The sequence below is a fragment of the Streptomyces sp. NBC_01351 genome (assembly GCF_036237315.1).
In the GTDB taxonomy this organism is placed as follows: Bacteria; Actinomycetota; Actinomycetes; order Streptomycetales; family Streptomycetaceae; genus Streptomyces.
In genome coordinates this window covers 7,107,314-7,134,145 of the sequence record NZ_CP108356.1, presented here as the reverse complement: position 1 = coordinate 7,134,145, position 26,832 = coordinate 7,107,314, and the positions used below count along the sequence as shown (strand labels likewise).

Below are 26,832 nucleotides of genomic sequence, written 5' to 3'. Positions count from 1 at the left end.
GCTGCTGACGCATGCTGCCTCCTGGCTCAGACCAGGGCCGGGCGGCGGGGTTCCACCGTCTGGCCTTCGGGGAGCAGTTCACCGGTGTCGTCGAAGACGACCACGCCGTTGCAGAGCAGGCTCCATCCCTGTTCGGGGTGGGAGGCCACGGTGTGGGCGGCGTCGTGATCGGCGCTGTCGGCGGACGGGCAGGGGGGCTGGTGGGAGCACATGGCGCACCTCCTCGCAGTGTGGGGCGGGAAGGCCGGTGGTCACCCGGTCGAATCCGCGATCCACGGTGGCGGTGAGTATTGCTGATCGCCACCCCCCGACGGAACCCATATTCGCGGTCCAGTTCAAGCTGTGTATGCCCGATTACCATGCGCTCATGCCCGTTATCCGGATCGTTCACCAAACCCCTCTGCCGGCCTCCGAGGCATGGGAGCGACTGACGGACTGGGCGGGACACGGCACCCACGTCCCCCTCACCCGGATGATCATCGAGACGGCCGGACAAACCCGGGCAGGAACGATCTTCACGGCACGAACGGGCGTGGGCAGGATCACATTCGACGACCGGATGGAAGTCACCGTCTGGCAGCCCCCGGCGGGCACCGCGCCGGGCCTCGTCCGCCTGGAAAAGCGCGGCCGCGTGGTGACGGGCTGGGCGGAGATCGCCTTCCGCCCCTCCCCCGGCGGCGGCACCGAGATCCACTGGACCGAATCCCTCCGCCTGCGCCCCCTCCCCCGCGTCCTCGATCCCCTGGTCGGGAAAGCGGGCCATCACCTCTTCGCCCGGGCGATGACCCGCCTGTTGGCGCCCTAGCGAATGGGGACGCCGGAGATGGTGCGGGCGATGACGAGGCGCTGGATCTCGCTCGTCCCCTCGAAGATCGTGTAGATCGCACTGTCCCGGTGCATCCGCTCCACCGGGTACTCACGGGTGAACCCGTTGCCGCCCAGGATCTGCACCGCCTGCGCGGTGACCTTCTTGGCCACCTCGCTCGCGAAGAGCTTCGACATCGAGCCCTCCGCCGAGGTGAACGGCCGACCCGCGACCGCCATCCACGAGGCCCGCCACACCAGCAGCCGGGCCGCATCGATCTGGGTCCGCATGTCGGCGAGCTGGAAGGCCACGCCCTGGTTGTCGATGATCGGGCGCCCGAACTGCGTCCGCGTCTTCGCGTAGTCCAGGGCCACCTCGTACGCCGCCCGCGCCGTACCCACCGCCATCGCGCCGACCGCCGGCCGGGAGGCCTCGAAGGTGGCCATCGCCGCGTTCTTCACTCGCTCGCCCCCGCCGCTGCGGGCCCGCTCGCGGGCTCGGGCGAGGCGCTCGTCCAGCTTCTCCTTGCCGCCGAGCAGGCAGGACCCGGGGATCCGTACGTCCTCCAGCACCACCTCGGCGGTGTGCGAGGCCCGGATCCCGTGCTTCTTGAACTTCTGCCCCTGCGACAGCCCCGGGGTGTTCGGCGGCACGATGAAGGAGGCGTGGCCCTTGGTCCCGAGCTCCGCGTCGACGACGGCCACCACGATGTGCACGTTGGCGATGCCGCCGTTGGTCGCCCAGGTCTTGGTGCCGTTCAGCACCCACTCGTCCTTGGCCTGGTCGTACACCGCCCGGGTCCGCATGGCCCCGACGTCCGACCCGGCGTCCGGCTCGGAGGAGCAGAAGGCGGCGACCTTCACGTCGTCCGGGGTGCCGTACATCTGCGGGATCCAGGTGCCGATCTGCTCCTCGGTGCCGTTGGCGACGACGCCGATGGCCGCGAGTCCGGTGCCGACGATGGACAGGGCGATGCCCGCGTCGCCCCAGAAGAGCTCCTCCATGGCCATCGGGATGCCGAGGCCCGTCGGGTCGAAGAACTGCTGGGCGTAGAAGTCCAGGGAGTAGATGCCGACCTTGGCGGCCTCCTGGATGACGGGCCAGGGAGTCTCCTCGCGCTCGTCCCATTCAGCGGCGGCGGGCCGGATCACGTCGGCGGCGAAGCCGTGGATCCATTCCTGCACCTGCTTCTGGTCGTCGTTGAGCTCCATGGTGAACTCCGCCATGTCCCCTCCACCTGTCCGTACTCGTCCTAGCGCGGGTTACTAGCGGTAACCGGCACGATCGCCACAGTCTGTTACCGGCGAGTAAGCACTGTCAAGCGCGGCCGAAGGGGGTACGGCCGATGGGATCGGCAGGGTGTGCGGGGTGTTACGTTGCGTGGGCGTCACGCACATCGCAAGGGCGGGGAGAGAAACACGTCATGGAGACCACTCAGCAGGCCGGCGAGCCCGGAGCGGCCGATCGCCGGCGGCGGGAGCTGCTCGAAGCGGCCGACCGGGTCGTACTCAGGGACGGCCCCAAGGCCTCCATGAACGCCATCGCGGCCGAGGCCGGCATCACGAAGCCGATCCTCTACCGCCACTTCGGCGACAAGGCGGGCCTCTACCAGGCCCTCGCCGTCCGGCACACGGACGCCCTGCTCGACTCGCTGCGGGCCGCGCTCGACGCCCCGGCCGAGCGGCGCCGCCGGGTGGAGTCCACCCTGGAGACCTACCTGGCCGCCATCGAGGCCCGCCCGCAGGTCTACCGCTTCCTGATGCACCCCGCCGAGGACTCCCAGACCACGGAGCGCGGCTTCGACGTCGGCCTGCACTCGGCGCCGCTGCTGCGTCGGCTCGGCGAGGAGCTGGCGCAGGTGATCGCCGAACGGGTCGACCTCGGCCCCGGCGGCGACCGCCTGGCCCGGGTCTGGGGCCACGGCATCGTCGGCATGATGCACGCGGCGGGCGACTGGTGGCTGGGCGAACGCCCCTGCGAGCGCGCGGAACTGGTCGCCGCCCTCACGGACCTCCTCTGGGGCCGCCTCGCCACCGCCGGCAACCGCGAAGACGGCCCGGGCTTCTAACCCGGCCCCCTTCCCCCGGCCCCGCCGGGCCCCTCCGGCTCCGCCGGGCAAGTCCGCCCGCACCTGGTCGGCTCCGCCGGGGCATTTCCAGCCCCTCCGGCGTTTGAGGAGCGGGTCCGGGCGGAGCCCGGTGCCCGGCGGAGCCGGGTTTCTCCCCCAGCTACCGCTGGGAGGTGCCCCCCGGGGCTCCGCCCCAGACCCCGCTCCTCAAACGCCGGAGGGGCTGAATGTCGCCCGGCGAAGCCGAAAGGTCGGGGCGGCGCCAAGCCGGCAGCCGCACAGCGGAAGCGTCGCGCAGCGGAAGCAGGCCCGCAGCGCAGGCCGCGCCTCGGCGGAGGCCTCGCACAGCGGGAGGCAGCCGCGCAGCGGAAGGGGTCAGCCCTGGGGCCAGGCGGCCGCCGCGCCCCATGGGGTCTTGCGGATGGCCCGCCGCAGGCGGCGGGCCCGGAGTCCCGTCACGCGGTCCGCGTACACCGCACCGGCCAGGTGATCGCACTCGTGCTGCAGGCACCGCGCGAAGAACCCCGTCCCCTCGATCCGCACGGCCGCGCCGTCCGAGGTGACCCCCTCCACGACCGCCCGGTCGAACCGCGGCGTGCCCGCCTCCAGCCCCGGCAGGGACAGACACCCCTCCGGCCCGAGGAACTCGTCCCCGTCCACGGAGACCAGCCTCGGGTTCACGATGTGCCCGACGTGCCGGACGTCCTCGTCGTCCGGGCAGTCGTACACGAACACCCGCTGCCCCACGCCGATCTGGTTCGCGGCGAGGCCGACGCCCTCGGCGGCGTACATCGTCGCGAACATGTCCTCGATGAGCCGCCCGAGTTCCGGGCCGAATTCGGTGACCTCCGCACAAACGGAATGGAGCACCGGGTCGCCCAGGAGGCTCATGGGGCGGACGTGGCCGGTGGTACCGGGGATGGGGCGCTGTCGCATGGCCGTAAGGGTACGACGGGGCGTGACGGGCGAATATATGAGGAGATCTACCGTGCCGCGGGGGCGCCGCGGTCAAGGCCCCGGCAGGTACTGGATAGGCTGGGGCCGGTCGACGCAAGGAGGACAAGGGACGATGGCAGGCAACACAGAGCCGCTTTCGCCGCGGGCCAAGCTGGCCGTGACGGCGGGCAAGGCCGCGGCGGCGGTGTCGCGGGCCGCGGGACGCGGAAGCGGATCGGTGATCGGGGGCAAGGTCGCGCTCAAACTCGACCCCGATCTCCTCGGAGCGCTCGCGCAGCATCTCGATGTCGTCCTCGTCTCCGCGACGAACGGCAAGACCACGACGACCCGACTGATCGCGGAGGCCCTGCGGGCCAGCGGTCCGGTCGTCTCCAACGCGCTCGGCGCGAACATGCCGGCCGGCATCACCTCGGCCCTCGCCGGCGGCTCGGACGCCAAGTACGGCGTCATCGAGGTCGACGAGAAGTACCTGGCGGGCGTGGCCCGGGACGTCACCCCCAAGGTGATCGCCCTGCTGAACCTCTCCCGCGACCAGCTGGACCGCGCCGCCGAGACCCGCATGCTCGCGGAGAAGTGGCGCGAGGGCCTCTCGGGTTCCAAGGCGGCCATCGTCGCGAACTGCGACGATCCGCTGATCGTGTGGTCCGCCTCCTCCTCGCAGAACGTGGTGTGGGTCGCGGCCGGCCAGGAGTGGAAGGACGACGCCTGGTCGTGCCCCTCCTGCGGTGGCGTCATGCAGCGCCCCGGCGACGACTGGTTCTGCGGCGAGTGCGGTTTCCGGCGCCCCACCCCCAGTTGGGTGCTCTCGGGCGACCACGTGCTGGACCCGCACGGCTCGGCCTGGCCGATCCACCTCCAGCTGCCCGGCCGCGCCAACAAGGCGAACGCCGCCACCTCGGCCGCCGTCGCCGCCGTCTTCGGCGTCCCGCCGCAGGTCGCGCTGGAGCGGATGTACCAGGTGCAGGCCGTCGCCGGCCGCTACGACGTGGTGAACTTCCAGGGCCGTGAGCTGCGACTGCTGCTCGCGAAGAACCCGGCGGGCTGGCTCGAAACGTTTTCCCTGATCGATCCCCCGCCCACGCCGGTGATCCTCTCGGTGAACGCTCGCGGCGCCGACGGCACGGACACCTCCTGGCTGTGGGACGTGGACTACCCGCGCCTCGCCGGCCACCCGATCTTCGTGATCGGCGACCGCAAGCTGGACCTGGCGGTCCGCCTGGAGGTCGCGGGTCTGGACTTCCGGGTGTGCGAGACCCTCGACGAGGCCGTGCAGCTCGCGCCGCCCGGACAGATCGAGCTGATCGCGAACTACACCGCCTTCCAGGACGTCCGCCGCCGCGTCGGCAACTAGCACCCTCAAGGACAGAGAGCATGAGCGACAACAGCCTGCGTCTGGTGTGGGTCTACCCCGACCTGCTGAGCACGTACGGAGACCAGGGCAACGCCCTGGTGGTGGAGCGCCGGGCGCGTCAGCGCGGCCTGGACGTGCAGCGCGTGGACGTGCGCAGCGACCAGCCCATCCCCACCTCGGGTGACATCTACCTGATCGGCGGCGGCGAGGACCGGCCGCAGCGCCTGGCCGCGGAGCGCCTGCTGCGCGACGGCGGTCTGGAGCGGGCCGTCTCGAACGGGGCGATCGTCTTCTCCGTCTGCGCCGGCTACCAGATCCTCGGCCAGGAGTTCGTCAACGACATGGGCCAGCGCCAGGAGGGGCTGGGCCTGCTGGACGTCGTCACCGTGCGCGGCGAGGGCGAGCGGTGCGTCGGCGACGTCCTCGCGGACATCGACCCGAGGCTGGGCCTGCCGCAACTGACGGGCTTCGAGAACCACCAGGGCGTCACCCACCTCGGCCCGACGGCGAAGCCGTTCGCCCGGGTCACGATGGGCCGCGGCAACGGAACCGGCGACGGCACCGAAGGCGCGTACAACGACACGGTGTTCGGCACGTACATGCACGGCCCCGTGATGGCCCGCAACCCGCAGGTCGCGGACCTGCTGCTCAAGCTGGCGCTCGACGTGAACGCGCTGCCGCCCATAGAGGACCGGTGGTACGAGGCGCTGCGCGCGGAGCGCATCGCCGCGGCGACGCAGCTCGCGTAGAGCCGCCCCGCACCAGCTGTTCGGCCCGGTTTCCCCTGGTGGGAACCGGGCCGACGTGCGTTCGTACGACCTGTGGGACCAGCATGTGGAGGATGGTTCAGTCCACCCGGCTTCCGCTTGTAGGGTGACGGTAGTTCCAACCGGACGACGTGGTCCGGTCGCCGGCCCACGTTGCAAAGGTCTTTCCTGCCATGCGCATAGGTGTGCTCACTTCCGGTGGCGACTGCCCCGGCCTCAACGCCGTCATCCGTTCCGTCGTGCACCGCGCCGTAGTGGACCACGGCGACGAGGTGATCGGCTTCCTGGACGGCTGGAAGGGCCTCCTGGAGGCGGACTACCGCAAGCTCGACCTCGACGCCGTGGCCGGCATCCTGGCCCGCGGCGGCACCATCCTCGGCTCCTCCCGGGTCCAGCCCGCGCACCTGCGCGACGGCGTGGAGCGCGCCCGCGGACACGTCGCGGACCTGGGTCTCGACGCGATCATCCCGATCGGCGGCGAGGGCACCCTCAAGGCGGCGAACCTCCTTTCCCAGGCCGGTCTGCCGATCGTGGGCGTCCCGAAGACCATCGACAACGACATCGCGTCCACCGACGTCACCTTCGGCTTCGACACGGCGGTCGGGGTCGCCACCGAGGCGCTGGACCGGCTGAAGACCACCGCCGAGTCCCACCAGCGCGTGATGGTCGTCGAGGTCATGGGCCGCCACACCGGCTGGATCGCGCTGCACTCGGGCGTGGCCGCGGGCGCGCACGCGATCGTCGTGCCGGAGCGTCCCTTCGACATCGACGAGCTGACGGCGATCGTCGGCGAGCGCTTCTCCGCGGGCAAGCGGTTCGCGATCGTCGTGGTCGCCGAGGGCGCCAAGCCGCGGCCCGGCTCGATGGAGTTCGAGCAGGGCGGCACCGACATGTACGGTCACGAGCGGTTCGCCGGCATCGGCAACCGGCTCGCCGTGGAGCTGGAGAACCGCCTGGGCAAGGAGGCCCGGCCGGTGATCCTGGGCCACGTCCAGCGCGGCGGTACGCCCACCGCGTACGACCGGGTGCTGGCCACCCGCTTCGGCTGGCACGCCGTGGAGGCCGCGCACCGGGGCGAGTTCGGCATGCTGACCGCGCTGCGCGGCACGGACATCGTGATGGTGCCGCTCGCGGAGGCGACCTCGACCCTCAAGACGGTTCCGGCGCAGCGCTACGAAGAGGCGCAGACGGTTCTGTGACACCCCTTCGGGCGCCCCTTTTGCCCTAGTGCCGCCCCCGCGCGCAGCAGCGCCCGGGGGCGGCACTACTGTGGTGGGGCACCACGGTCAAGGGAGTGAACAAATGGATCACAGCGGGCACGGCATGGACATGAACATGGACCTGCCGCCCTTCACTCTCGGACGTGGGCTGGAGTTCTCCTTCGACTCCTTCTTCCTGTTCGGCTCGCTGATCGGGCTCGCCCTGTACGGCTGGGGCGTGCTGCGGCTGCACCGGCGCGGGGACTCCTGGCCGGTGGGCCGGACGATCGCCTTCACCATCGGCGTGCTGACCGTGATCCTGGTGATGTGCACCAAGCTGAACGACTACGGCATGGTCATGTTCAGCGTGCACATGGTCCAGCACATGGTGATCAGCATGATCACCCCGATCCTGCTGCTGCTGGGCGCTCCGATGACCCTCGCCCTGCGCGCCCTGCCGCCGGCCGCGCGCGGTCACAAGGGCCCGCGCGAGCTACTGCTGATGCTGCTGCACAGCCGGTACATGCGGATCATCACGCACCCGGCCTTCACGATCCCGATGTTCATCGCGAGCCTCTACGCCCTGTACTTCACGCCGCTCTTCGACTTCCTGATGGGGAGCCGGGCCGGGCACATCACGATGATGGTCCACTTCCTCGCGGTGGGCATCGTCTTCTTCTGGCCGATCATGGGCGTCGACCCCGGACCGAAGCGCCCCGGCTATGTGATGCGGATGCTGGAGCTGTTCGCGGGCATGCCCTTCCACGCCTTCTTCGGCATCGCCCTGATGATGGCGAGCGAGCCGATGATCAAGACGTACGCGAACCCGCCGGCCTCCCTCGGGATCGACCCGCTGCTCGACCAGCAGTGGGGCGGCGGCATCGCCTGGGCCTTCAGCGAGATCCCCTCGGTGCTGGTGCTGATCGCGCTGATGTACCAGTGGTACCACTCGGAGCAGCGGGCGGCGAAGCGCTCGGACCGGGCCGCCGACCGGGACGGCGATCAGGAGCTGGCCGCGTACAACTCGTATCTCGCCTCGCTCCGCGCGCGTGGCCAGTAGCGCGGAACCACCTTCGCGCGCCACCATGGGGCATGACCGGATCCGTGAAGGCGATGGCTGTGCTGACCTTCGCCGCCCTGGTGGCCGTCGCCACGTACTCCGTGGCCCTCGGCAGCAATGGCTGGCTGTGGTTCGGCTGGGTGGTACTGGGGCTGCTGACCGCCGGCATGGCGGCTTCACGCGGCGCCTGACGGGGACCGGTTCGATCAAGACAGTGTGCGATCAAGGTGTCCACCGGCTGCCGCCGCGGCACTGACTGTCCGTACGATGACCGTGACAACGGGACATCGACGGGAGCGGCCTGGTGTTCTACCACTTGCTCAAGCACGTTTTGCTCGGCCCACTGCTGAGACTGCTCTTCAGGCCCCGGATCGAGGGCTTGGAGAACATCCCGACGGAGGGCGCCGCGATCGTCGCGGGCAACCACCTGTCGTTCTCCGACCACTTCCTGATGCCCGCGATCCTCAAGCGGCGGATCACCTTCCTCGCGAAGGCCGAGTACTTCACCGGCCCCGGGGTCAAGGGTCGGCTGACCGCCGCGTTCTTCCGCAGTGCCGGGCAGATCCCGGTGGACCGCTCCGGCAAGGACGCAGGGCAGGCCGCCCTGCGCGAGGGGCTCGGGGTGCTGGCCAAGGACGAGCTGCTGGGCATCTACCCGGAGGGCACCCGCTCGCACGACGGGCGGCTCTACAAGGGCAAGGTGGGCGTGGCCGCGATGGCGCTGCGCGCGGGGGTGCCGGTCGTGCCGTGCGCGATGGTGGGCACGTTCGAGATCCAGCCGCCCGGGCAGAAGATCCCGAACATCCGGCGGGTGACCATCCGCTTCGGCCGGCCGCTGGACTTCTCCCGGTACGCGGGGCTGGAGGGCGAGCGGGCCGTACTGCGGGCCGTCACGGACGAGATCATGTACGCCATCCTCGAACTGTCCGGCCAGGAGTACGTCGACCGGTACGCGGCCGAGGTCAAGGCCGAGGAGGAGGAAGCGCGGAAGAAGGCCCGGCGCCTGGGGCGCTGAGCCTTCTCCCGCTTCACTCTCCGGGGCCCTATCGGACCGCCGGGAGCTCCTCCTGCGCCGGGAACACCGAGTTCTCCTGCGCCACATCGGCCGTCAGCGACCGAGCGGCAGCGGCGGCCGGGGCGACCGGGCCGGCGTGCGGGGCGCACGTCACGTCCTGGACGTCGACCTTGCCGGTCAGCAGGTAGGCGTCGACCCGCGTGTTGATGCAGGGGTTCACCAGGCTGGTGACACCGTGCGAGCCGGCGTTCTGCTCGGTGATCAGACGCGATCCGCCGAGGCGGCGGTGCAGCTCGACCGCGCCCTTGTAGGGGGTGGCCGCGTCACGCTCGGCCTGGACGATCAGCACCGGCGGCAGACCGCGCTTGGCGTTCGCGCCGACCTCGATCGCGTTGTGCTGCTTGGACTTCCAGGTCGCGCAGGGCAGGTTCATCCACGCGTTGGACCAGGTCAGGAACGGGTACTTCTCGTGGAGCTTGGTGTTGTCCCGGTCCCACTTGGTCCAGCTGGTCGGCCACTTGGCATCGGCGCACTCGACGGCGGTGTAGACGGCGTTGCCGTTCTCCGAGGCCGCGTTGCCCGCGATGTCCGTCATGTCCGGGGCGATGGCATCGATGAGCGCCTGCTCGTCACCGGCGGCCCAGGCCGCGAAGGTCTGGGCGACGGGCACCCAGGAGGAGTCGTAGTACGGGGCCCCCTGGAAGAACCCGATGAGCTCGGCCGGGCCTACGATCCCGCCGAGCGGGTTGGCCTTCGCCTTGGCGCGCAGCTCCTGCCACTTGGCCTCGACCTTGGCGCGCGTGTCGCCGAGGTGGAAGACCGCGTCGTTCTTGGCGACCCAGTCCTGCCAGTCGTTCCAGCGCATCTGGAAGGCGACGTCCTGGCCGAGGTTGGCCTCGTACCAGATGTTGTCCGTCGAGGGATCGACCACGCTGTCGACGATCATGCGGCGCACGTGGTTCGGGAACAGGGTCGCGTAGACCCCGCCGAGGTAGGTGCCGTAGGAGACGCCGAGGAAGTTCAGCTTCTTCTCGCCGAGGGCGGCCCGGATGACGTCCAGGTCGCGCGCGGTGTTCGGCGTGGTCATGTGCGGCAGCATCTCGCCGCTGCGCTCCTTGCAGCCGTCCGCGTACTCCGCGGCGAGCTTGCGCTGGGCGCTCTTGTCGGCCGCGGTGTCCGGGACCGGGTCGGCCTTGGGGGCCTTCACGAACTCCTGCGGGTCAATGCAGGAGATCGGCGCCGAGTGTCCGACACCGCGCGGGTCGAAGCCGACGAAGTCGTACGCCTTGGCGGTGTTGACCCACAGCGGGCTCTTGGTCGTGGACCGGCGCGGGAAGCGCATGCCCGAACCGCCGGGACCGCCCGGGTTGTAGATGAGCGCGCCCTGGCGCTCCTCCTTCGTACCGGTGCTCACCGCGCGGTCGACCGCGATGTCGATGGTCTTGCCGAAGGGCTTGGCGTAGTCGAGCGGGACCTTGACCCAGCCGCACTGGATCGGGGCCGCGAAGCCCCAGTCGGCGGGACAGTCCTTCCAGTCGATCCCGGTACGGGCGGCGCGGGCGGCGGCGAGCTGGACGCCCAGCGCCTCCGGGAGCCCGTTGTCGCGGCCGGCCGTGGCCGCCGCGGCCGGCGGGGCGAGCAGCAGGCCCGCCGCCAGCGTGCCGGTGATCAGTGTGGCGGCGCTCCCCAGCGCCGCGTTGCGTATCACGTGGTTGATCCCCCTGCGTCAGATACGGCATGGACGACCGGATTCGGCCGTCGGCGTGCAGGGGGATCCTTGCGCCTTACCGGGAGTTGACGACAGAGCGGGATCAACTTCTTTGCCAACCCGATAACCGGCGAGGCGTGTACCGCTGAGCGGTGCCTGCTTCGCCCGTGTTCGCCTCGCGGTCACCAGGCATAGGCCTCGCGGGCCGCGTCGAGGAGTGCGCGCAGGGCCAGCGCGTCCGGAGCAAGCGCCGTGACGAGAACGGCCGGACCGGCCAGCGGAGTCACCGTCGCGAACTCCCCCAGCATCCCGGCCGCGGCCGGCCGCTCGGTGAACTCTGGGTCGACTACGAGGAGTTGCCCGACGGCCCGGTGCCCGGCGAGGCCCGCCGGGCCGTCCCAGCCACCGGGCGCGCCCGGTCCGCAGGCGAGGTCCTGGTCCAGCAGCGGCTGCCCGCCCCGGGTGACGGTGAGGCGGCTGCGCAGCAGGCCCGGTGCTTCGCCCCAGCGACCGAGCACCTGCTCCTCGCGCAACAGCAGCCGGGCGGTGGGGTCCAGCCGGACCGTGGTGCGCACCCGCAGCTCGCTGCCGCGTACGGAGACCAGCGGCTCCGGCTGCCAGCGCACCGAGGCCCCCTCCTCCAGGGTCAGGCGTACGTCGTACCGCGCGGGTTCGCCGCCCCGGCCGGGCAGCGCCAGGGTGGCCGCCGCCGAGCCCAGCGCGAGGTGCGCCCCGGGCCCGACGGCGGCCTCGACGGTGAGGTGGTCCCCGCCGAGGGGGGCGCTCATCGCGCCGACCAGCATCACGCCGGCCTCGGCGCCGACGCCCCGGGTGCGGCGCAGCGCGAGCGGCCCTTCCCCGGCGAGCAGCGGCAGGGCGGTGCCGCCCCGCCCGTCGGCGGTCGCGCGGATGCGGGCGGTGGCCCGCACCCCCGCCGCGGGCGGGGAGACGGGGAGCGGGGAGACGGGGAGCGGGGAGACGGGGAGCGGGGAGACGGGGAGCGGGGAGACGGGCGGCGCGCTGGTCACCGTACGACCCAGGCGGCGATCCGCTCGCGGACCCAGTCGGCCACCGGCGCCACCCCTTCGGGGCCGCGCAGCGACTGGAAGGCGACGGGCAGGTCACCGCGCTGCTCGGCGGCGTCGCGGGCCATCCGGTCGAGGTCGGAGCCGACGTGGGGGGCGAGGTCGGTCTTGTTGACGACGAGGAGGTCGGCGGTGGTGACACCGGGGCCGCCCTTGCGCGGGATGTCGTCGCCGCCGGCCACGTCGATGACGAAGACCTGGGCGTCGACCAGTCCCCGGGAGAAGGTGGCGGTGAGGTTGTCCCCGCCGGACTCGACGAGGATCAGGTCGAGCCGGCCGCTCTCGCGGAAGGTCTCCTCCAGTTCCTCGACGGCTTCCAGGTTGGCGGAGATGTCGTCGCGGATGGCGGTGTGCGGGCAGGCCCCGGTCTCGACCGCGGTGATCCGCTCGGGCGGCAGGACGGCCTCGCGGAGCAGGAACTCGGCGTCCTCCCGGGTGTAGATGTCGTTGGTGACGACGGCCATGGAGAGCTCACCGCGCAGGGCTCGGCACAGTGCGGCGACGGTGGCGGTCTTCCCGGAGCCGACGGGTCCGCCGAGGCCGATGCGCAGGGCTCGCCGGGTGCCGTCGGGGCCCAGCGGTTCGGCGCTGTGGGTGTGCCGGTGGGGGTAGGTCACGGCGTGGTCGAGGTGCATGGGGGTGTCTCCTTGGGGGTCAGGATGCGAAGAGGCGTACCGGCCAGTCGGCATGGGCCTGTGCCGAGATGTCCAGCAGCGGCGAGGAAGCCGCGGGCAGCGCGTCGAGGCCGTCGGTACGGGCCAGCAGCGCGGCCCCGGCCGCCTCGGCGGAGACGGCGTCGAGCTCGGGAGCGAGCCGGGCCAGCACCCCGCTCGCCTCGAAGGGGTCCAGTCCGAGCAGCCGTACGGTCGCGGTGGCGGGACCGCCGACGCTCTCGTACGCCGCCACGTGCGCGGCGTCCAGCGGCCCGAGCCCGGCCGCCCGGGCGGTGACGCCGAGCACGACGGGCTGGTGGGCGCCGCGCGGGAAGGCGGCGGCCAGCGCGTCCAGTTCGGGCGCGGGCCAGGTGGCACGGGCGGCGCGCAGCAGCTGTCTGCCGAGCCGCCGGGCCGCGGTGCGCAGCGCGGGCGAGGGGGTGCGGGCGTCGGCGGCGTCGTCGAGCTCCGCCGGGTCGAGCCCGAGGGCGGCCGCCGCCGCGAGGGCGGCGGCGGTGAGCCCGGAGGTGTGCAGCCGGCCCCGGCAGAAGTCCTCCAGGGTGGCGGCGTCGTGGATCCGGCCCGCTTTGCAGGCGGCCTCGGCCCCGCCGGAGTGGGCGTGGCCCCCGGCGGGGAAGCGGCCGTCGGCGAGGACGAGCAGGGCGGCGAGGCTCATCGGGGATCGCCCATCGGGAGAGGCCCTTTCAAAACAGGAAGTATCTCTGTGCCATGGGCAGTTCGGCGGCGGGCGCCGGTTCGATGGCCTCGCCGTCGATGGTGACGGTGAAGGTGTCGGCGTCGACCTCGACCCTCGGCATGGCGTCGTTGTTGCGCATGTCCGCCTTGCCGACCTTGCGGGTGCTCTCGATGGCCGTGAACTGCTTGCCGAGGCCGAGCCGTTCGGGCAGCCCGTCGTCGAGGGCTGCCTGGGCGGTGAAGTTGAGCGAGTTCAGGGCGGGGGCGCGTCCGTGGCTGCCGAACATCGGGCGGGGCAGGACGGGCTGCGGGGTGGGGATGGAGGCGTTGGCGTCGCCCATCTGCGCGTAGGCGATCTGGCCGCCCTTGATGACCAGTTCGGGTTTGACCCCGAAGAAGGCAGGGTTCCACAGCACGAGGTCGGCGAGTTTGCCGGTTTCGACCGAGCCGATCTCGCGGGCGAGTCCCTGGGCCACGGCGGGGTTGATCGTGTACTTGGCGACGTAGCGGCGGGCGCGGTGGTTGTCGGCGGGTCCGTCGCCGGGGAGGAAGCCGCGCCGCTTCTTCATCACGTGGGCGGTCTGCCAGGTCCGCAGCACGACCTCGCCGACCCGCCCCATGGCCTGGGAGTCGGAGGAGATGATGGAGATGGCCCCGAGGTCGTGCAGGACGTCCTCGGCGGCGATGGTGGAGGGCCGGATCCGGGATTCGGCGAAGGCGAGGTCCTCGGGGACGGCGGGGTTGAGGTGGTGGCAGACCATCAGCATGTCGAGGTGTTCCTCGACGGTGTTGACCGTGTGCGGCCGGGTCGGGTTGGTGGAGCTGGGCAGCACGTTCGGCTCGGAGACCACGGTGATGATGTCCGGCGCGTGCCCGCCTCCGGCGCCCTCGGTGTGGTACGAGTGGATGGTCCGCCCGGCAATGGCCGCGAGGGTGTCGGCGACGAAGCCGGCCTCGTTGAGGGTGTCGGTGTGGATGGCGACCTGGACGCCGGTCTCCTCGCAGACGCCGAGGCAGGCGTCGATGGCGGCGGGGGTGGACCCCCAGTCCTCGTGGATCTTGAATCCGAGGGCGCCGCCGCGCAGTTGGGAGTGCATGGCCTCGCGGGAGGTGGTGTTGCCCTTGCCGAGCAGGCCGATGTTGACCGGGTAGGCCTCCAGCGCCGCGAACATCCGGGCCAGGTGCCAGGGTCCGGGGGTGACGGTGGTGGCCTTGGTGCCCTCGGCCGGTCCGGTGCCGCCGCCGACCAGCGTGGTGATCCCGGAGGCGAGGGCCTCGTCCACGATCGTCGGGGAGATGAAGTGCACGTGGGCGTCGATGGCTCCGGCGGTGACGATCTTCCCGTTGCCCGCGATGATCTCGGTCTCGGGGCCGATGACCAGTGCGGGGTCCACGCCGTCCATGGTGTCGGGGTTGCCGGCCTTGCCGATGCCGCAGATCCGGCCGTCGCGGATGCCCACGTCGGCCTTGACGATGCCCCAGTGGTCGAGGACGACGACCCCGGTGATCACCGTGTCGGGGGCGCCCTCGGCCCGGGTGGTGCGGGCCTGGCCCATGGACTCGCGGATCACCTTGCCGCCGCCGAAGACCGCCTCGTCGCCGGCCCGCCCGGGGCCGCCGGCCAGGTCCTGCTCGATCTCGACGAACAGGTCGGTGTCGGCCAGCCTGATCCGGTCGCCTTGCGTGGGCCCGAAGAGGTCGGTGTACACCTGCCGGGAGACCTCAGCCATCGAGCGGCCCTCCGGTCTCCCCGCGCAGCCCCGGCACGGTGCGCAGTCCGCCGAGCGGTACGAGGTCCACGGCGACCGGGATGCCCGGCTCGAAGCGGACGGCCGTACCGGCGGCGATGTCGAGGCGCAGCCCGCGGGCGGCGGGCCGGTCGAATTCGAGGCCGGGGTTGGCCTCGGCGAAGTGGTAGTGGGAGCCGACCTGCACGGGCCGGTCGGCGGCGTTGAGGACGGTGAGGCGGGTGACGGGGCGGCCCTCGTTGAGGAGCACCGGTCCGTCCCCGTGGAGGATCTCGCCGGGGATCATGCGGGTAACTCCCCTTCAGACGATCGGGTCGTGGACGGTGACGAGTTTGGTGCCGTCCGGGAAGGTCGCCTCGACCTGGACGTCGTGGATCATCTCGGGGATCCCCTCCATGACCTCCTCGCGACCGAGGACGGTGCGCCCGGAGGCCATCAGCTCGGCCACGGTCCGGCCGTCACGGGCCCCTTCGAGGATGTGTGACGTGATGAGCGCGATCGCCTCGGGATGATTGAGGCGTACTCCACGCGCCCTCCGTTTCGCCGCGACGTCGGCGGCCACGTGGATGAGCAGTCTCTCCTGCTCGTGGGGTGTCAACTGCACAGGTATCACCAAGTTTCCGGGACAAGGTCGACGTCGTGCCGGGCGGCCCTGGCGGCCGTCAACACTCTGCTGACCTGCGCGTATCCGAGCCAAGCATGTCGTGCCCAACGCAGAAGATGGCTTTCCGTCCCGACCACCGCCGCTTTCCGGACCATGGGTGATCATTGGCGGTCGACCGTGGCCCCACGCTAGGGGCTCCGCTTTTCCGCAGAGTTAACCCACGTTTCCGGCAGGCAACCGGTTCAACTCGGTTGCCCGCGGCTCGTCGTTCCGTATACAGATCAACACTCGGAATGCCCACTGAGGAGACACATGTTCGTCAACCCCGTTCGCCACATCACCTTCGACGCGCACGACCCGTACAAGGCCGCCGAGTTCTGGTCCGCGGTGACCGGTTTCCCGATCCACCCGGACGACGCGGTGGGCGACGACGAGGTCCTGCTGGATCCGGGGCAGCCGAACGTGCCCGGTCTGCTCTTCATCCGGGTGCCGGACGCCAAGACCCTCAAGAACCGGGTCCACCTGGACATCCAGCCCGCCACCGGCACCCGGGACGAGGCCGTGGAGCGGCTCGTCGGGCTCGGGGCGACGGTCGTGGACGACCGGCGCGCGGAGGACGGCGTCCTGGGGTGGGTCGTCCTCGCCGACCCGGAGGGCAACGAGCTGTGCATCGAGCGCAGCGCGGGAGAGCGCGCCGCCTCCTCCTCCGCCTGACGCCGGGATCAGCAGCCGGTGGTGGTCCTGGCCGGAGCGCCGGCTCCGACGGTCCACGGCAGGGCGATCCACACCGTCTTGCCGCCGTCCTCGGTGGGGGTGACCGAGAGCCGGCCGCCCGCCTCCGCCGTCAGCCAGCGGATGATGACCATGCCCCGGCCGTTGTCCTGCTGGACCGCGGCCGGGAGGCGCTTGGGCCAGCGCGGGTGGCTGTCGGTCACGCCGATCCGCAGCCACTCCTCGCGTTCCAGCCGGACGTCGACGGTGAAGGTGGGCGACTGGCCGAAAGTGTGCTGTACGGCGTTGGTGGCGAGCTCCGAGACGATCAGCCGGACGCTGTCGGCGGTGTCCGCGTCATCGGGAAGCCCCCATTCGCTCAGCACTTCCGCGACGTAGCGGCGGGCGGTGGAGACCGAAGCGGAATCGCTCGGCAGAGTGACGGATGCTTCCTGGTGATCTGCCATGGCGACGGTCCCTTTCCCACCGGGGCCAAGCCGCCCCGGATCTGTGCTGGACGCCAGAGTGCCACTCCGCGCACCGCCGCATCTGCCGTTCCCCCAAGATATGCATATATCTGTCGCTCGATGCGGTGAACTCTGCTACGGAAGAGCGTATTTGGACGGCAGACTGGTGCGAGCTGTGCCGGTGGAAGGAGGCGGGTGTGCAGCACGGTCCCGCGGTGCGTCGGCGCAAGCTCGGCGAGGAACTGCGTGCCCTGCGCGACCGGTCCGGACTCACCAGTGGTGAGGCGGCCCGGATCGTGGGATGGCACCAGTCGAAAATCAGCCGCATCGAAACAGGCCGCAGCGGCGTGAAACCCGAGGACATCCGCCTGCTCCTCGACGCCTACGGAGAGATCGTCAGCCCCCAGCAGCGCGCACTGCTGGAAGCGCTGTCCGTCTCGGCCGCCGGCCCCGGACCGGGCGGGGACACCGGGCGGGGCCGCCAGTGGTGGCACGACTACCGGGGGCTGCTGCCGCAGGAGTACCGGGACTTCATCAGCCTTGAGGCGGGCGCCCGGTCGGCCCGCACCGTCGAACTGTCCGTGGTCCCCGGGTTGCTGCAGACCCCCGAGTACGCCCGGGCCGTGACCCGGGCCGCGCTGGGCGGGCTCCCGGAGCCGAAGGTGGACGCGCTGGTCGACGTACGGCTGGCCCGGCAGTCGGTGCTGCGGGCCGATCCGCCGCTGGAGCTGAGCGCCGTACTGGACGAGGCGGTGCTGCGCCGGCAGATCGGCGGGCCCGGGGTGATGGCGGAGCAGTTGCGGCATCTGGTGGAGGTGGCGCGATTGCCCCAAGTGCGGCTCCAGGTACTGCCGTTCAGCGTGGGGGGCCATCTCGGCCTCACCGGACCGTTCGTGATTTTCTCATTTCCGAACATCGCCGATCTGGATGTGGTGGTACTCGACCATTTGACGAGTAGCCTCTATCTGGAGCGGAAGGAAGACCTTGAGGCGTACAGCGCCGCGTTCCGCACCATCCAGGCGCACGCCCTCCCGCCCCAGGACTCGTCGGATCTCATCAGCGCCCTCGCTGACGACGCGTAAGGAGGCACCCCCGTGTCCGCAACCCCCTTATCGACCAGCGGACTTCTGAACAGCGCACGGTGGCGGCGGAGCAGCCGCAGCACCGGAATGAACAACTGCGTGGAAACGGCCGTCCTCGGCGGCGGCCTGCTGGCCGTCCGTGATTCCAAGCGGACGGACGGCCCGGCCGTGCTCTTCACCGGGCCGGCCTGGGACGGCTTCCTCGCACAGGTACGGGCGGACGTTCCCTCGTAGCGCCGCCTACCGGTCCGTGGCTCCGGCCGGAGCGGTCCGCAGGATCGTCCCGACGGCCCGGTCGATCTCGTCCCCCGTGAGATCCGCCCGAGCGGTCAGCCGCAGCCGGGAAATGCCGTCCGGCACCGACGGCGGCCGGAAGCACCCCACGGACAGACCTGCCTCGCGGCAGTCGGCGGCCCACTGCAGTGCCGCCGAGGCCGACGGGGCCCGAACCGACACCACGGCCGCGTCCGGCCGGGCCGCGGTCAGGCCGGACGCGGTGAGCCGCCCGTACAGCTGGGCGGCCACCTCGCGGGCGCGGTCCGCGCGCTCCGGTTCCCGCTGGAGCAGGCGCAGGCTCGCCAGTGCCGCGCCCGCGGCGGCCGGGGCCAGCCCGGTGTCGAAGATGAAGGTGCGCGCGGTGTTGACCAGGTGCCGGATGACCTTGGCCGGGCCGAGCACGGCCCCGCCCTGGCTGCCCAGGGACTTGGAGAGGGTCAGGGTGGCGACCACCCCGGGCGCGCCCGCGAGCCCGGCGGCGTGCAGCGCGCCGCGGCCGCCCTCGCCCAGCACCCCGAGCCCGTGCGCGTCGTCCACGACCAGGGCCGCGCCCTCGTCCCGGGCGGCGGCGGCGTAGTCGGCGAGCGGGGCGGCGTCCCCGTCCACGGAGAACACCGAGTCGCTGACCAGCAGCGCCCGGCCCTCGTGCGCGGCGAGCGTCTTGCGCGCGGTGTCGGGATCGGAGTGCGGGATCACCGCGGTCTCGGCGCGCGAGAGGCGGCAGCCGTCGACGATCGAGGCGTGGTTGCCGGCGTCGGAGACGACCAGCGTGCCGCGGCCGCTGAGCGCGGTGACGGCGGCGAGGTTGGCCGCGTACCCGGAGGAGAGGACCAGTGCGGCCTCGAAACCGCAGAAGGCGGCAAGCGATCGCTCCAGTTCCGCGTGGAGTTCCGTCGTGCCCGTGACGAGCCGGGAACCGGTGGCGCCGGCGCCCCAGCGCTCGGCCGCCTCGCGGGCGCCGCGGACGGTCTCGGGGTGCCGGGTCAGGCCGAGGTAGTCGTTGCTCGCGAGGTCCAGCAGCGTCGAGGTCTCCGGCCGGGGGCGCAGCGTCCGGACGAGGCCGGCCTCCGCACGGGCGCTCTCCGCGGCGTCGATCCACGCGAAGACGTCCACGGGATCGGGAGTGTGCTGGGGCATCGGCAGGTCCTCGTGTTTTGTCGGCAGTCCACAGACCTGCCCGACCCTAGCCGCCGTTACTTGCGGGTCAGGTGTGGCGATACACACACTCTCATTCGGTCATGTTGTGCGATCTCTCCTTGGCCGGGAGTGGTCGTGTACGCCAGGATCGGCCTCATGGACCTGCTGAACACCCTGGTGGACAAGGGGCTGCGGCGCGAGCTGCCGACCCGAGAAGAGGCGCTCGCCGTACTGGCGACTTCCGACGACGAACTGCTCGACGTGGTGGCCGCGGCCGGCAAGGTGCGCCGCCAGTGGTTCGGGCGGCGGGTCAAGCTGAACTACCTGGTCAACCTGAAGTCGGGCCTGTGCCCGGAGGACTGCTCGTACTGCTCCCAGCGGCTCGGGTCGAAGGCCGAGATCCTCAAGTACACGTGGCTGAAGCCCGAGGAGGCCTCCCAGGCCGCCGCCGCGGGTGTCGCGGGCGGTGCGAAGCGGGTCTGCCTGGTCGCGAGCGGCCGCGGTCCGACGGACCGGGACGTGGACCGGGTCGGCAAGACCATCGCGGCGATCAAGGAGCAGAACGAGGGCGTCGAGGTCTGCGCGTGCCTCGGCCTGCTCGCGGACGGCCAGGCGGAGAAGCTGCGGGACGCGGGCGCGGACGCGTACAACCACAACCTGAACACCTCCGAGGCCACCTACGGCGCGATCACCAAGACGCACACCTACGCGGACCGCGTGGACACGGTGCAGAAGGCGCACGCGGCGGGCCTGTCCGCCTGCTCCGGCCTGATCGCGGGCATGGGCGAGAGCGACGAGGACCTCGTCGACGTCGTCTACTCGCTGCGCGAGCTGGACTCGGACTCCGTGCCGGTCAACTTCCTGATCCCCTTCGAGGGCACCCCGCTGGCCAAGGAGTGGAACCTCACCCCGCAGCGCTGCCTGCGGATCCTGGCGATGGTCCGGTTCGTCTGCCCCGACGTGGAGGTCCGGATCGCCGGCGGCCGCGAGGTGCACCTGCGCTCGATGCAGCCGCTGGCCCTGCACATCGCCAACTCGATCTTCCTCGGCGACTACCTCACCAGTGAGGGCCAGGCAGGCCAGACAGACCTCGACATGATCGCGGACGCCGGCTTCGAGGTGGAGGGCGCCGGTACGACGACCCTGCCCGCGCACCGCTCCGACGTGGCCGAGGCGGCCACCGGCGGGGGCTGCGGCTCGCACTCCGGCGGCGCCTCCGTCTGCGGTTCGAGCGGCGGCTCCGCCGAGGCCTCTTCCCAGGCCGGCTGCGGCTCGGCGTGCGGCGGCTGCTCCGGGCACTCCGACCACGCGGAGGCGGCTCCGGCTGCGGTTCCCGCTCCGGCGCAGGCCGAGGCCGGCGAGGTGCGTTCGGACCTGGTGGCGGTGCGCCGCCGCGGCGCGGGGACGGACGTCGCCCCCAATGCCTGACCAGCACCACCCGCTGTCGGCCGGCGCGGAACTCCTCGCGCTGGACCGGCAGCACGTCTGGCACCCGTACGGCCCGATGCCCGGGCGGCAGGAGCCGCTGGTCATCGAGTCGGCCGCGGGGGTGCGGCTGCGGCTCGCCGTGCCCTCGCAGGGGCAGGGTCACGACGAACTCGTCGACGGCATGTCCTCCTGGTGGTCGGCGATCCACGGCTACAACCACCCGGTGCTGAACGAGGCCGCGACCGCGCAGCTCGGCCGGATGTCACACGTGATGTTCGGCGGACTCACCCATGAGCCCGCCGTCCGGCTGGCAGCGAAGCTCGTCGAGATCACCCCGGCGGGGCTGGAGCACGTCTTCCTCGCCGATTCGGGGTCGGTGTCCGTCGAGGTCGCGGTCAAGATGTGCCTGCAGTACTGGCGTTCGCTCGGCCGGACGGGCAAGACCCGGCTGCTGACCTGGCGCGGCGGCTACCACGGGGACACCTGGCAGCCGATGGCCGTGTGCGACCCCGACGGCGGCATGCACGACCTGTGGCAGGGCCACCTGCCGCGGCAGGTCTTCGCGGACGCACCGCCCGGAGGCTTCGACACCCCGGTGGACCCTGCGTACGCGGACCACCTGCGCACCCTGATCGCCGCGCACGCCGATGAGCTCGCCGCGGTGATCGTGGAGCCGGTGGTGCAGGGCGCGGGCGGCATGCGCTTCCACAACCCGGGCTACCTGCGGGTCCTGCGCGAGCTGTGCGACGAGTACGGCGTGCTGCTCGTCCTGGACGAGATCGCGACGGGCTTCGGCCGTACCGGCGCGCTCTTCGCCGCCGACCACGCGGGGATCACCCCGGACGTGATGTGCCTGGGCAAGTCGCTGACCGGCGGCTACCTCACCCTCGCCGCGACCCTGTGCACGGAGCGGGTGGCGGACGGGATCTCGCAGGGCGAGGTCCCCGTGCTCGCCCACGGGCCGACCTTCATGGGCAACCCGCTCGCGACGGCCGTGGCCCTCGCCTCCATCGACCTGCTGCTCGGCCAGGACTGGTCGGGGGAGGTCAAGCGGATCGAGGCGGGCCTGCGCGAAGGCCTCGCGGACGTGTCCTCGGTGCCCGGAGTACGGGACGTACGCGTCCTGGGCGCGATCGGCGTCGTCCAGCTGGACCACCCGATCGACATGGCGGCCGCCACCCGGGCGGCGGTGCGCGAGGGCGTGTGGCTGCGCCCCTTCCGGGACCTGATCTACACCATGCCGCCGTTCGTCACAGGCGACGCCGACGTGGCCCGTATCTGCCGTGCGGTGCGCGCGGCGGCCGAGGAAGGCTGAAATGTCCGTACTGGTCGTTTCCGGCACCGGCACCGAGGTCGGCAAGACCGTGGTCACGTCGGCGATCGCGGCCGCCGCTGTGGCGGTCGGCCGCTCGGTGGCGGTGCTCAAGCCCGCCCAGACGGGTGTCGGCCCGGACGAGCCGGGGGACGCCGCCGAGGCCGTCCGGCTGGCCGGCCCCTCCGTCACCGCGGTGGAACTGGCCCGCTACCCGGAGCCCTTGGCTCCGGACACGGCCGCCCGGCGCGCGGGACTGCCCACGCTCTCGCCGACGCGGATCGCGGAGGCCGCCCACCGGCTGTCGCTCTCCCACGACCTGGTCCTCGTCGAGGGCGCGGGCGGTCTGCTGGTCCGCTTCGACGAGGCCGGCCACACCCTGGCCGACGCGGCCCGCCTGCTCGACGCCCCGGTGCTGGTGGTGGCCGCGGCGGGCCTCGGCACCCTCAACTCCACCACCCTCACGGCGGAGGCCCTCCGGGCGCGGGAGCTGACGGGGCTGGGCGTGGTGGTCGGCAGCTGGCCCGCCGCCCCGGACCTGGCGGCCCGCTGCAACCTGGCGGACCTCCCGGCCTCCTCGGGCCTCCCCCTCCTGGGCGCGGTCCCCGAGGGCTCGGGCGGCCTGGCCCCGGAACGCTTCCGCGCGGCAGCCCCCGGCTGGCTCTCCCCCGCCCTGTCGGGCACGTGGTCGGCCGCGTCGTTCCTGACGGCCTGGCCGGCGTAACGACCCACCGGCCGGCCCGGCCCGACCGGCCCGGTCGGCCAGCCGGCCCGGTCGGCACGACGTCCGCTAGGCGAACGGCTTCACCCAGCGGCGCCAGTGGTCCTCGCGGCGGTAGCCGGCCGCGGCCCACACGCGGTGCGCCCGTTCGTTCGCCTCGAGGACCATCGCGTCCCCGCGGCGGCCTCCGGCGGCGAGGAAGCGCCGTTCGGCCGCTTCGAGGAGCGCGCCGGCGATCCCCTGCCGACGGTGGGAGGGCAGCACGGCCAGCCGGTAGAGGGATGCCCGCCATCCATCCCAGCCGGCGATCACGGAGCCGACGAGGAGTCCGTCGCGCTCCGCGAGGATCAGGGCTTCGGGGTCGCGCGTGACGAGGCGCGTCACGCCGTCCACGTCGTCCGTGATGGACGTGCCCTCGGCCGCTTCCCTCCAGAAGGCGAGCACGGTCTCGGCGTCGGCCGCCACTGCGGCCCGGATGTGCAGATCGGTCATGATCGGGAGCCAAGCACGCGCGGACGGTGGCCCGCCACCGACTTCCGCCCTTCGGACCTCGGGGCGGCTCCGCCAACGGAATGATCCGCTCTCTTTGCCCTTCCTTTACGATGTTCGGGCAAGCGGTCCTCACCCGCCACCCGTACGAAAGGTGTGATCGTCCGCCCATGGGCGAGCCTCCCGGTCCACGACCCGCCCGTTCGCGACATCGCGCAGTACCTCTCCTCCTGGCCGATCATGGGACAGAGGTGATCGACCGATGACCGAGGTGCTCCTGCTCGTCGTGGCACTGCTGCTCTGTCTCGCCTGCGGGGTCTTCGTCGCGGCCGAGTTCTCACTGACCACCGTCGAGCGCAGCGAACTCGAACGGGCCGTCGAGCGGGGCGAGCGCGGGGCCGACAGCGCCCTGGCCGCCGTCCGCACCCTGACCTTCCAGCTCTCCGGCGCCCAGCTCGGCATCACCGTGACCGGCCTGGTCATCGGCATGATCTCCAAGCCGTCGATCGCAGCCCTGCTCGAGGGCCCGTTCAAGGCCATGGGCCTGTCGGCCGGGGCCGCGTCCACCACCGCGCTGGTCCTGGGCACCGTGCTGTCGACCGTCGTGCTGATGGTCGTCGGCGAGCTGGTGCCGAAGAACTGGGCGATCTCCTCGCCCCTGGCCATCGCCAAGCGCGTGGCGACCGTGCAGCGGGTGTTCAGCCGGGCCTTCAGGCCTCTGATCAGTCATCTGAACACGACCGCGAACCACACGGTCCGCCGCTTCGGCATGGAGCCGGCCGAGGAGCTGGCCTCCGCGCGGACCCCCCAGGAGCTGGTCGCCCTGGCGCGGCACTCCGCGAAGGCGGGCTCGCTGGAGAAGGACACCGCCGAGTTGTTCGTGCGGACCTTGAACCTGGCCGACCTGACCGCGGAGAACGTGATGACCCCGCGCGTCCAGGTCACCGCCCTCGACCTGCAGACCACCGCCGAGGACGTGGCGAACGCGACGCTGGCCACCGGCCTGTCGCGCTTCCCGGTCTACCGGGGCAGCCTCGACACCGTCGTCGGCACCGTGCACATCAAGGACGTGCTGGCGCTGCCCGCCGAGGAACGCCATCGCCACCCGGTGTCGCAGCTGCTGCGCGAGCCCCTTCTCGTACCGGAGTCGCTGACCGTGGACCGGCTGCTGGACCGGCTGTCCGGCAAGCAGACGATGGCCGTGGTCATCGACGAGTACGGCGGCACGGCCGGCGTCGCCACGCTGGAGGACATCGTCGAGGAGGTCGTCGGCGAGGTCCGCGACGAGCACGACCCGCACGAGACCCCGGACCTGGCCCCCGCCGGTACGGACGCCGACGGGCGCACGCTCTACTCCGCCGACGGCGCGGCCCGCATAGACCAGCTCCAGCGGATCGGACTGCGGGTCCCCGACGGGCCGTACGAGACCCTCGCCGGTCTGATGGCGACCGAGCTGGGCCGGATCCCGGTGGTCGGCGACGGGCTGGAGATGGGCGGCTGGCGCCTGGACGTGGTGGACGCCAGCGGGCGACGGGCCGCGCGGGTGCTGCTGCACGCGCCGGCCGAGCCCGACGGGAACGGGCACGGAGAGGGGACCCGATGACCGCGATCCAGCTTCTGATCGGCCTGGCGACGCTCGTCGTCAACGCCTTCTTCGTCGGTGCGGAGTTCGCGCTGATCTCGGTGCGGCGCAGCCAGATCGAGCCGTACGCCGAGCAGGGCGACCGGCGGGCCCGCGCGGTCCTGTGGGGTCTGGAGCACGTGTCGGCCCTGATGGCGGCGGCCCAGCTGGGCATCACGCTGTGCACCCTGGTGCTGGGCGTGGTGGCCGAGCCGGCCATCGCGCACCTGCTGGCCCCGCTGTTCGACCTCGTCGGGGTGCCGGGCGGCGTGACGCACGCGATCTCCTTCGTGGTGGCGCTGGCCCTGGCCACGTACCTGCACATGCTCTTCGGCGAGATGGTGCCGAAGAACGTGGCGCTGGCCGAGCCGGTGCGTACCGCGCTGGCCCTGGGCCCGCCGCTGGTGACCCTCACGCGGGCGCTGCGGCCGGTGATCTTCGCGATCAACGCCTTCGCCAACGCGCTGCTGCGGCTGCTGCGGGTGGAGGTGAAGGACGAGGTCGCGGCGAGCTTCTCGGACGACGAGCTGGCACGGATCGTGAAGGACTCCAGTAACGCGGGGCTCATCGACGACCGGGCGAGCGAGCGGCTGCACGACGCCCTGGAACTGGGCCGCCGGCCGGTCACCGACGTGGTGCTGCCCGCGGACCGGGTGGTTCCGGCCCGGGAGGGCATCACGCCGGCCGGGCTGGAGCGGCTGTCGGCGGAGTCCGGGTACTCCCGTTTCCCGATGATCGACGCGCAGCGCCGGATCCTGGGCTACCTGCACGTCAAGGACGCCCTGGACGCGGAGCCGGACGCGCGCGACGAGCCGTTCCCGGTGTCGGCATTGCGGCCGATCGCGCAGGTCCGGGCGGAGACCCCGCTGGACGACGTGCTGACGGCGATGCGGCGAAGCCGTACGCACCTGGCGGCGGTGCTCGGTCCGGACGGTGCGATGACGGGCCTGGTGACGATGGAGGACGTGCTGCGCGAGCTGTTCGGCCGTCCCGCATCCGGCTGGGGATGACGGTCCCCGGCCCGTGCGGGGCGGGTACCGCGCGGTAACATCACTCCGCCATGGAGATGAATGCGCACTACACCAGTTTCGTCGCGGTCGGCGACTCCTTCACCGAGGGGATGTCCGACCTGCTCCCCGACGGCTCCTACCGGGGCTGGGCCGACCTGCTGGCCGCCCGCCTGGCGGCGCGCGAGCCGGACTTCCGCTACGCGAACCTCGCGGTCCGCGGGAAGCTGATCGGGCAGATCGCCGCGGACCAGGCGCCGGTCGCGGCCGCGATGGGCGCCGACGTGGTGGCCCTGGTGGGCGGGCTGAACGACACCCTGCGCCCCAAGGTGGACATGGGTCACGTCCGGGAGCACCTGGAGGCGGCCGTGGAACTCCTCGCACCCTCCTGCAAGCAGCTGGTCCTGATGCGCTCCCCGGGGCGCAACGGCCCCGTGATGGAACGCTTCCGCCCCCGCATGGAGGAGCTCTTCCTCTTCATCGAGGAGCTCGCGGCACGGCACGGCGCCCTCGTCGTCGACCTGTACGGGTCCCCCGCGCTGGCCGACCCCCGCATGTGGGACGTGGACCGGCTGCACCTCACGCCCGAAGGCCACCGCCGGGTGGCCGAGGCCGTCTGGCAGACGCTGGGCCTGCCCGCCGAGGACGACTGGCGCGCCGAGCTTCCGGCCACCGAGCCCCCGGGCTGGACGGTGCGACGAGCCCAGGACCTGAGCTTCGCCCGTCGGCACCTGCTCCCCTGGATCGGCCGTCGCCTGACGGGCCGTTCCTCCGGGGACGGCCGACCGGCGAAGCGCCCGGAGCTCCTCCCGTACGCCCCGCACGAGGACCAGCGCGTCTCGTAGCAAGCCACAATCAGCGGCAA

At 72.0% G+C, this 26,832-nt stretch carries 30 protein-coding genes; 17 read left to right on the top strand and 13 right to left on the bottom strand.

What is annotated here, in order from left to right:
- Positions 1 to 26: 26 nt before the first annotated feature.
- Positions 27 to 212 carry a DUF5999 family protein gene (locus tag OG625_RS33000; RefSeq protein ID WP_329388281.1) on the bottom strand — a complete coding sequence of 62 codons (186 nt, stop codon included), beginning with the start codon at positions 210 to 212 and terminating at the stop codon, positions 27 to 29.
- A 155-nt stretch (positions 213 to 367) separates the two neighbouring features.
- Here OG625_RS33000 and OG625_RS32995 point away from each other — a divergent pair, with 155 nt between their 5' ends.
- Positions 368 to 805: an SRPBCC family protein gene (locus OG625_RS32995; protein ID WP_329388280.1), complete on the top strand. Its 438-nt coding sequence runs from the start codon at positions 368 to 370 to the stop codon at positions 803 to 805.
- On the opposite strand, the gene OG625_RS32990 is transcribed toward OG625_RS32995, so the two are convergent.
- Positions 802 to 2,031 (bottom strand): acyl-CoA dehydrogenase family protein, encoded by a 1,230-nt coding sequence (locus OG625_RS32990; protein WP_329388278.1) that lies wholly within the window; start codon positions 2,029 to 2,031, stop codon positions 802 to 804. The two genes, OG625_RS32995 and OG625_RS32990, sit on opposite strands and share 4 nt — an antisense overlap.
- A gap of 197 nt (positions 2,032 to 2,228) precedes the next feature.
- Between OG625_RS32990 and OG625_RS32985 the strand changes: the two genes are divergently transcribed.
- Positions 2,229 to 2,873, top strand: coding sequence for a TetR family transcriptional regulator (locus OG625_RS32985; protein WP_329388276.1), 645 nt, complete (start codon positions 2,229 to 2,231; stop codon positions 2,871 to 2,873).
- Positions 2,874 to 3,248: 375 nt separating this feature from the next.
- On the opposite strand, the gene def is transcribed toward OG625_RS32985, so the two are convergent.
- Positions 3,249 to 3,809, bottom strand: a complete 561-nt coding sequence (def, locus tag OG625_RS32980; RefSeq protein WP_329388274.1) for a peptide deformylase — start codon at positions 3,807 to 3,809, stop codon at positions 3,249 to 3,251.
- A 133-nt stretch (positions 3,810 to 3,942) separates the two neighbouring features.
- Here def and OG625_RS32975 point away from each other — a divergent pair, with 133 nt between their 5' ends.
- From OG625_RS32975 to OG625_RS32950, 6 genes are all read left to right on the top strand, one after another.
- A complete protein-coding gene (locus OG625_RS32975) occupies positions 3,943 to 5,181 on the top strand; it encodes a MurT ligase domain-containing protein (protein WP_329388272.1) in 1,239 nt (412 codons plus the stop codon).
- Positions 5,182 to 5,201: 20 nt separating this feature from the next.
- Positions 5,202 to 5,930 (top strand): type 1 glutamine amidotransferase, encoded by a 729-nt coding sequence (locus OG625_RS32970; RefSeq protein WP_329388269.1) that lies wholly within the window; start codon positions 5,202 to 5,204, stop codon positions 5,928 to 5,930.
- A gap of 191 nt (positions 5,931 to 6,121) precedes the next feature.
- Positions 6,122 to 7,147 (top strand): 6-phosphofructokinase, encoded by a 1,026-nt coding sequence (locus tag OG625_RS32965; RefSeq protein WP_329388267.1) that lies wholly within the window; start codon positions 6,122 to 6,124, stop codon positions 7,145 to 7,147.
- A gap of 103 nt (positions 7,148 to 7,250) precedes the next feature.
- Entirely contained in the window at positions 7,251 to 8,207 is a 957-nt protein-coding gene (locus OG625_RS32960; protein WP_329388265.1) for a cytochrome c oxidase assembly protein, read from the top strand.
- Positions 8,208 to 8,239: 32 nt separating this feature from the next.
- A complete protein-coding gene (locus OG625_RS32955; protein ID WP_329388263.1) occupies positions 8,240 to 8,398 on the top strand; it encodes a hypothetical protein in 159 nt (52 codons plus the stop codon).
- Between the two features lie 113 nt (positions 8,399 to 8,511).
- Positions 8,512 to 9,222: a lysophospholipid acyltransferase family protein gene (locus OG625_RS32950; RefSeq protein WP_329388261.1), complete on the top strand. Its 711-nt coding sequence runs from the start codon at positions 8,512 to 8,514 to the stop codon at positions 9,220 to 9,222.
- A gap of 28 nt (positions 9,223 to 9,250) precedes the next feature.
- Here OG625_RS32950 and OG625_RS32945 read toward each other — a convergent pair whose 3' ends face one another.
- The 7 genes from OG625_RS32945 to OG625_RS32915 all read right to left on the bottom strand — a co-directional run bounded on the left by OG625_RS32945 (position 9,251) and on the right by OG625_RS32915 (position 15,716).
- A complete protein-coding gene (locus OG625_RS32945; protein ID WP_329388259.1) occupies positions 9,251 to 10,930 on the bottom strand; it encodes an alpha/beta hydrolase in 1,680 nt (559 codons plus the stop codon).
- 182 nt (positions 10,931 to 11,112) lie between these two features.
- A complete protein-coding gene (locus OG625_RS32940; protein WP_329391179.1) occupies positions 11,113 to 11,859 on the bottom strand; it encodes an urease accessory protein UreD in 747 nt (248 codons plus the stop codon).
- Positions 11,860 to 11,954: 95 nt separating this feature from the next.
- Entirely contained in the window at positions 11,955 to 12,650 is a 696-nt protein-coding gene (gene ureG, locus OG625_RS32935) for an urease accessory protein UreG (RefSeq protein ID WP_329388257.1), read from the bottom strand.
- A gap of 19 nt (positions 12,651 to 12,669) precedes the next feature.
- Positions 12,670 to 13,344: an urease accessory protein UreF gene (locus OG625_RS32930; protein WP_329388255.1), complete on the bottom strand. Its 675-nt coding sequence runs from the start codon at positions 13,342 to 13,344 to the stop codon at positions 12,670 to 12,672.
- A gap of 28 nt (positions 13,345 to 13,372) precedes the next feature.
- The gene (locus OG625_RS32925) at positions 13,373 to 15,094 is read right to left on the bottom strand and encodes an urease subunit alpha (protein ID WP_329388253.1); all 1,722 of its coding nucleotides are present in this window, start codon (positions 15,092 to 15,094) and stop codon (positions 13,373 to 13,375) included.
- The gene (locus OG625_RS32920; RefSeq protein ID WP_329388250.1) at positions 15,087 to 15,398 is read right to left on the bottom strand and encodes an urease subunit beta; all 312 of its coding nucleotides are present in this window, start codon (positions 15,396 to 15,398) and stop codon (positions 15,087 to 15,089) included. The genes OG625_RS32925 and OG625_RS32920 overlap by 8 nt, the downstream gene beginning before the upstream one ends.
- A gap of 15 nt (positions 15,399 to 15,413) precedes the next feature.
- On the bottom strand, positions 15,414 to 15,716 hold the full coding sequence (locus OG625_RS32915; protein WP_329388248.1) for an urease subunit gamma: 303 nt from the start codon (positions 15,714 to 15,716) through the stop codon (positions 15,414 to 15,416).
- A 312-nt stretch (positions 15,717 to 16,028) separates the two neighbouring features.
- On the opposite strand from OG625_RS32915, the gene OG625_RS32910 reads away from it, so the two are divergent.
- Positions 16,029 to 16,430 (top strand): VOC family protein, encoded by a 402-nt coding sequence (locus OG625_RS32910; RefSeq protein ID WP_329388246.1) that lies wholly within the window; start codon positions 16,029 to 16,031, stop codon positions 16,428 to 16,430.
- Positions 16,431 to 16,438: 8 nt separating this feature from the next.
- On the opposite strand, the gene OG625_RS32905 is transcribed toward OG625_RS32910, so the two are convergent.
- The gene (locus tag OG625_RS32905) at positions 16,439 to 16,894 is read right to left on the bottom strand and encodes an ATP-binding protein (protein WP_329388244.1); all 456 of its coding nucleotides are present in this window, start codon (positions 16,892 to 16,894) and stop codon (positions 16,439 to 16,441) included.
- A 197-nt stretch (positions 16,895 to 17,091) separates the two neighbouring features.
- Here OG625_RS32905 and OG625_RS32900 point away from each other — a divergent pair, with 197 nt between their 5' ends.
- Both OG625_RS32900 and OG625_RS32895 read left to right on the top strand, forming a co-directional pair.
- On the top strand, positions 17,092 to 17,976 hold the full coding sequence (locus tag OG625_RS32900; RefSeq protein WP_329388242.1) for a helix-turn-helix domain-containing protein: 885 nt from the start codon (positions 17,092 to 17,094) through the stop codon (positions 17,974 to 17,976).
- Positions 17,977 to 17,988: 12 nt separating this feature from the next.
- Positions 17,989 to 18,210 (top strand): DUF397 domain-containing protein, encoded by a 222-nt coding sequence (locus tag OG625_RS32895; RefSeq protein WP_329388240.1) that lies wholly within the window; start codon positions 17,989 to 17,991, stop codon positions 18,208 to 18,210.
- A gap of 6 nt (positions 18,211 to 18,216) precedes the next feature.
- Here OG625_RS32895 and OG625_RS32890 read toward each other — a convergent pair whose 3' ends face one another.
- Positions 18,217 to 19,389: an 8-amino-7-oxononanoate synthase gene (locus tag OG625_RS32890; protein WP_329388239.1), complete on the bottom strand. Its 1,173-nt coding sequence runs from the start codon at positions 19,387 to 19,389 to the stop codon at positions 18,217 to 18,219.
- Between the two features lie 156 nt (positions 19,390 to 19,545).
- Here OG625_RS32890 and bioB point away from each other — a divergent pair, with 156 nt between their 5' ends.
- Genes bioB through bioD form a run of 3 tightly spaced genes read left to right on the top strand, consistent with a single transcriptional unit; the run spans position 19,546 to position 22,853 of the window.
- Positions 19,546 to 20,817, top strand: coding sequence for a biotin synthase BioB (bioB, locus tag OG625_RS32885; RefSeq protein ID WP_329391176.1), 1,272 nt, complete (start codon positions 19,546 to 19,548; stop codon positions 20,815 to 20,817).
- Positions 20,810 to 22,132, top strand: a complete 1,323-nt coding sequence (locus OG625_RS32880) for an adenosylmethionine--8-amino-7-oxononanoate transaminase (protein WP_329388238.1) — start codon at positions 20,810 to 20,812, stop codon at positions 22,130 to 22,132. Before bioB ends, OG625_RS32880 begins: the two co-directional genes overlap by 8 nt.
- Before the next feature lies 1 nt (position 22,133).
- The gene (gene bioD, locus OG625_RS32875) at positions 22,134 to 22,853 is read left to right on the top strand and encodes a dethiobiotin synthase (RefSeq protein WP_329388236.1); all 720 of its coding nucleotides are present in this window, start codon (positions 22,134 to 22,136) and stop codon (positions 22,851 to 22,853) included.
- 66 nt (positions 22,854 to 22,919) lie between these two features.
- Here the strand turns inward: bioD and OG625_RS32870 are convergent, their stop codons facing one another.
- Positions 22,920 to 23,342 (bottom strand): GNAT family N-acetyltransferase, encoded by a 423-nt coding sequence (locus OG625_RS32870; protein WP_329388235.1) that lies wholly within the window; start codon positions 23,340 to 23,342, stop codon positions 22,920 to 22,922.
- Between the two features lie 259 nt (positions 23,343 to 23,601).
- Between OG625_RS32870 and OG625_RS32865 the strand changes: the two genes are divergently transcribed.
- The 3 genes from OG625_RS32865 to OG625_RS32855 are packed head-to-tail and all read left to right on the top strand — an operon-like array spanning position 23,602 to position 26,812.
- Entirely contained in the window at positions 23,602 to 24,942 is a 1,341-nt protein-coding gene (locus tag OG625_RS32865; protein WP_329388233.1) for a hemolysin family protein, read from the top strand.
- On the top strand, positions 24,939 to 25,970 hold the full coding sequence (locus OG625_RS32860) for a hemolysin family protein (RefSeq protein ID WP_329388231.1): 1,032 nt from the start codon (positions 24,939 to 24,941) through the stop codon (positions 25,968 to 25,970). The genes OG625_RS32865 and OG625_RS32860 overlap by 4 nt, the downstream gene beginning before the upstream one ends.
- Before the next feature lie 50 nt (positions 25,971 to 26,020).
- Positions 26,021 to 26,812, top strand: a complete 792-nt coding sequence (locus OG625_RS32855) for an SGNH/GDSL hydrolase family protein (protein ID WP_329388229.1) — start codon at positions 26,021 to 26,023, stop codon at positions 26,810 to 26,812.
- The last annotated feature ends 20 nt before the right edge of the window (positions 26,813 to 26,832 follow it).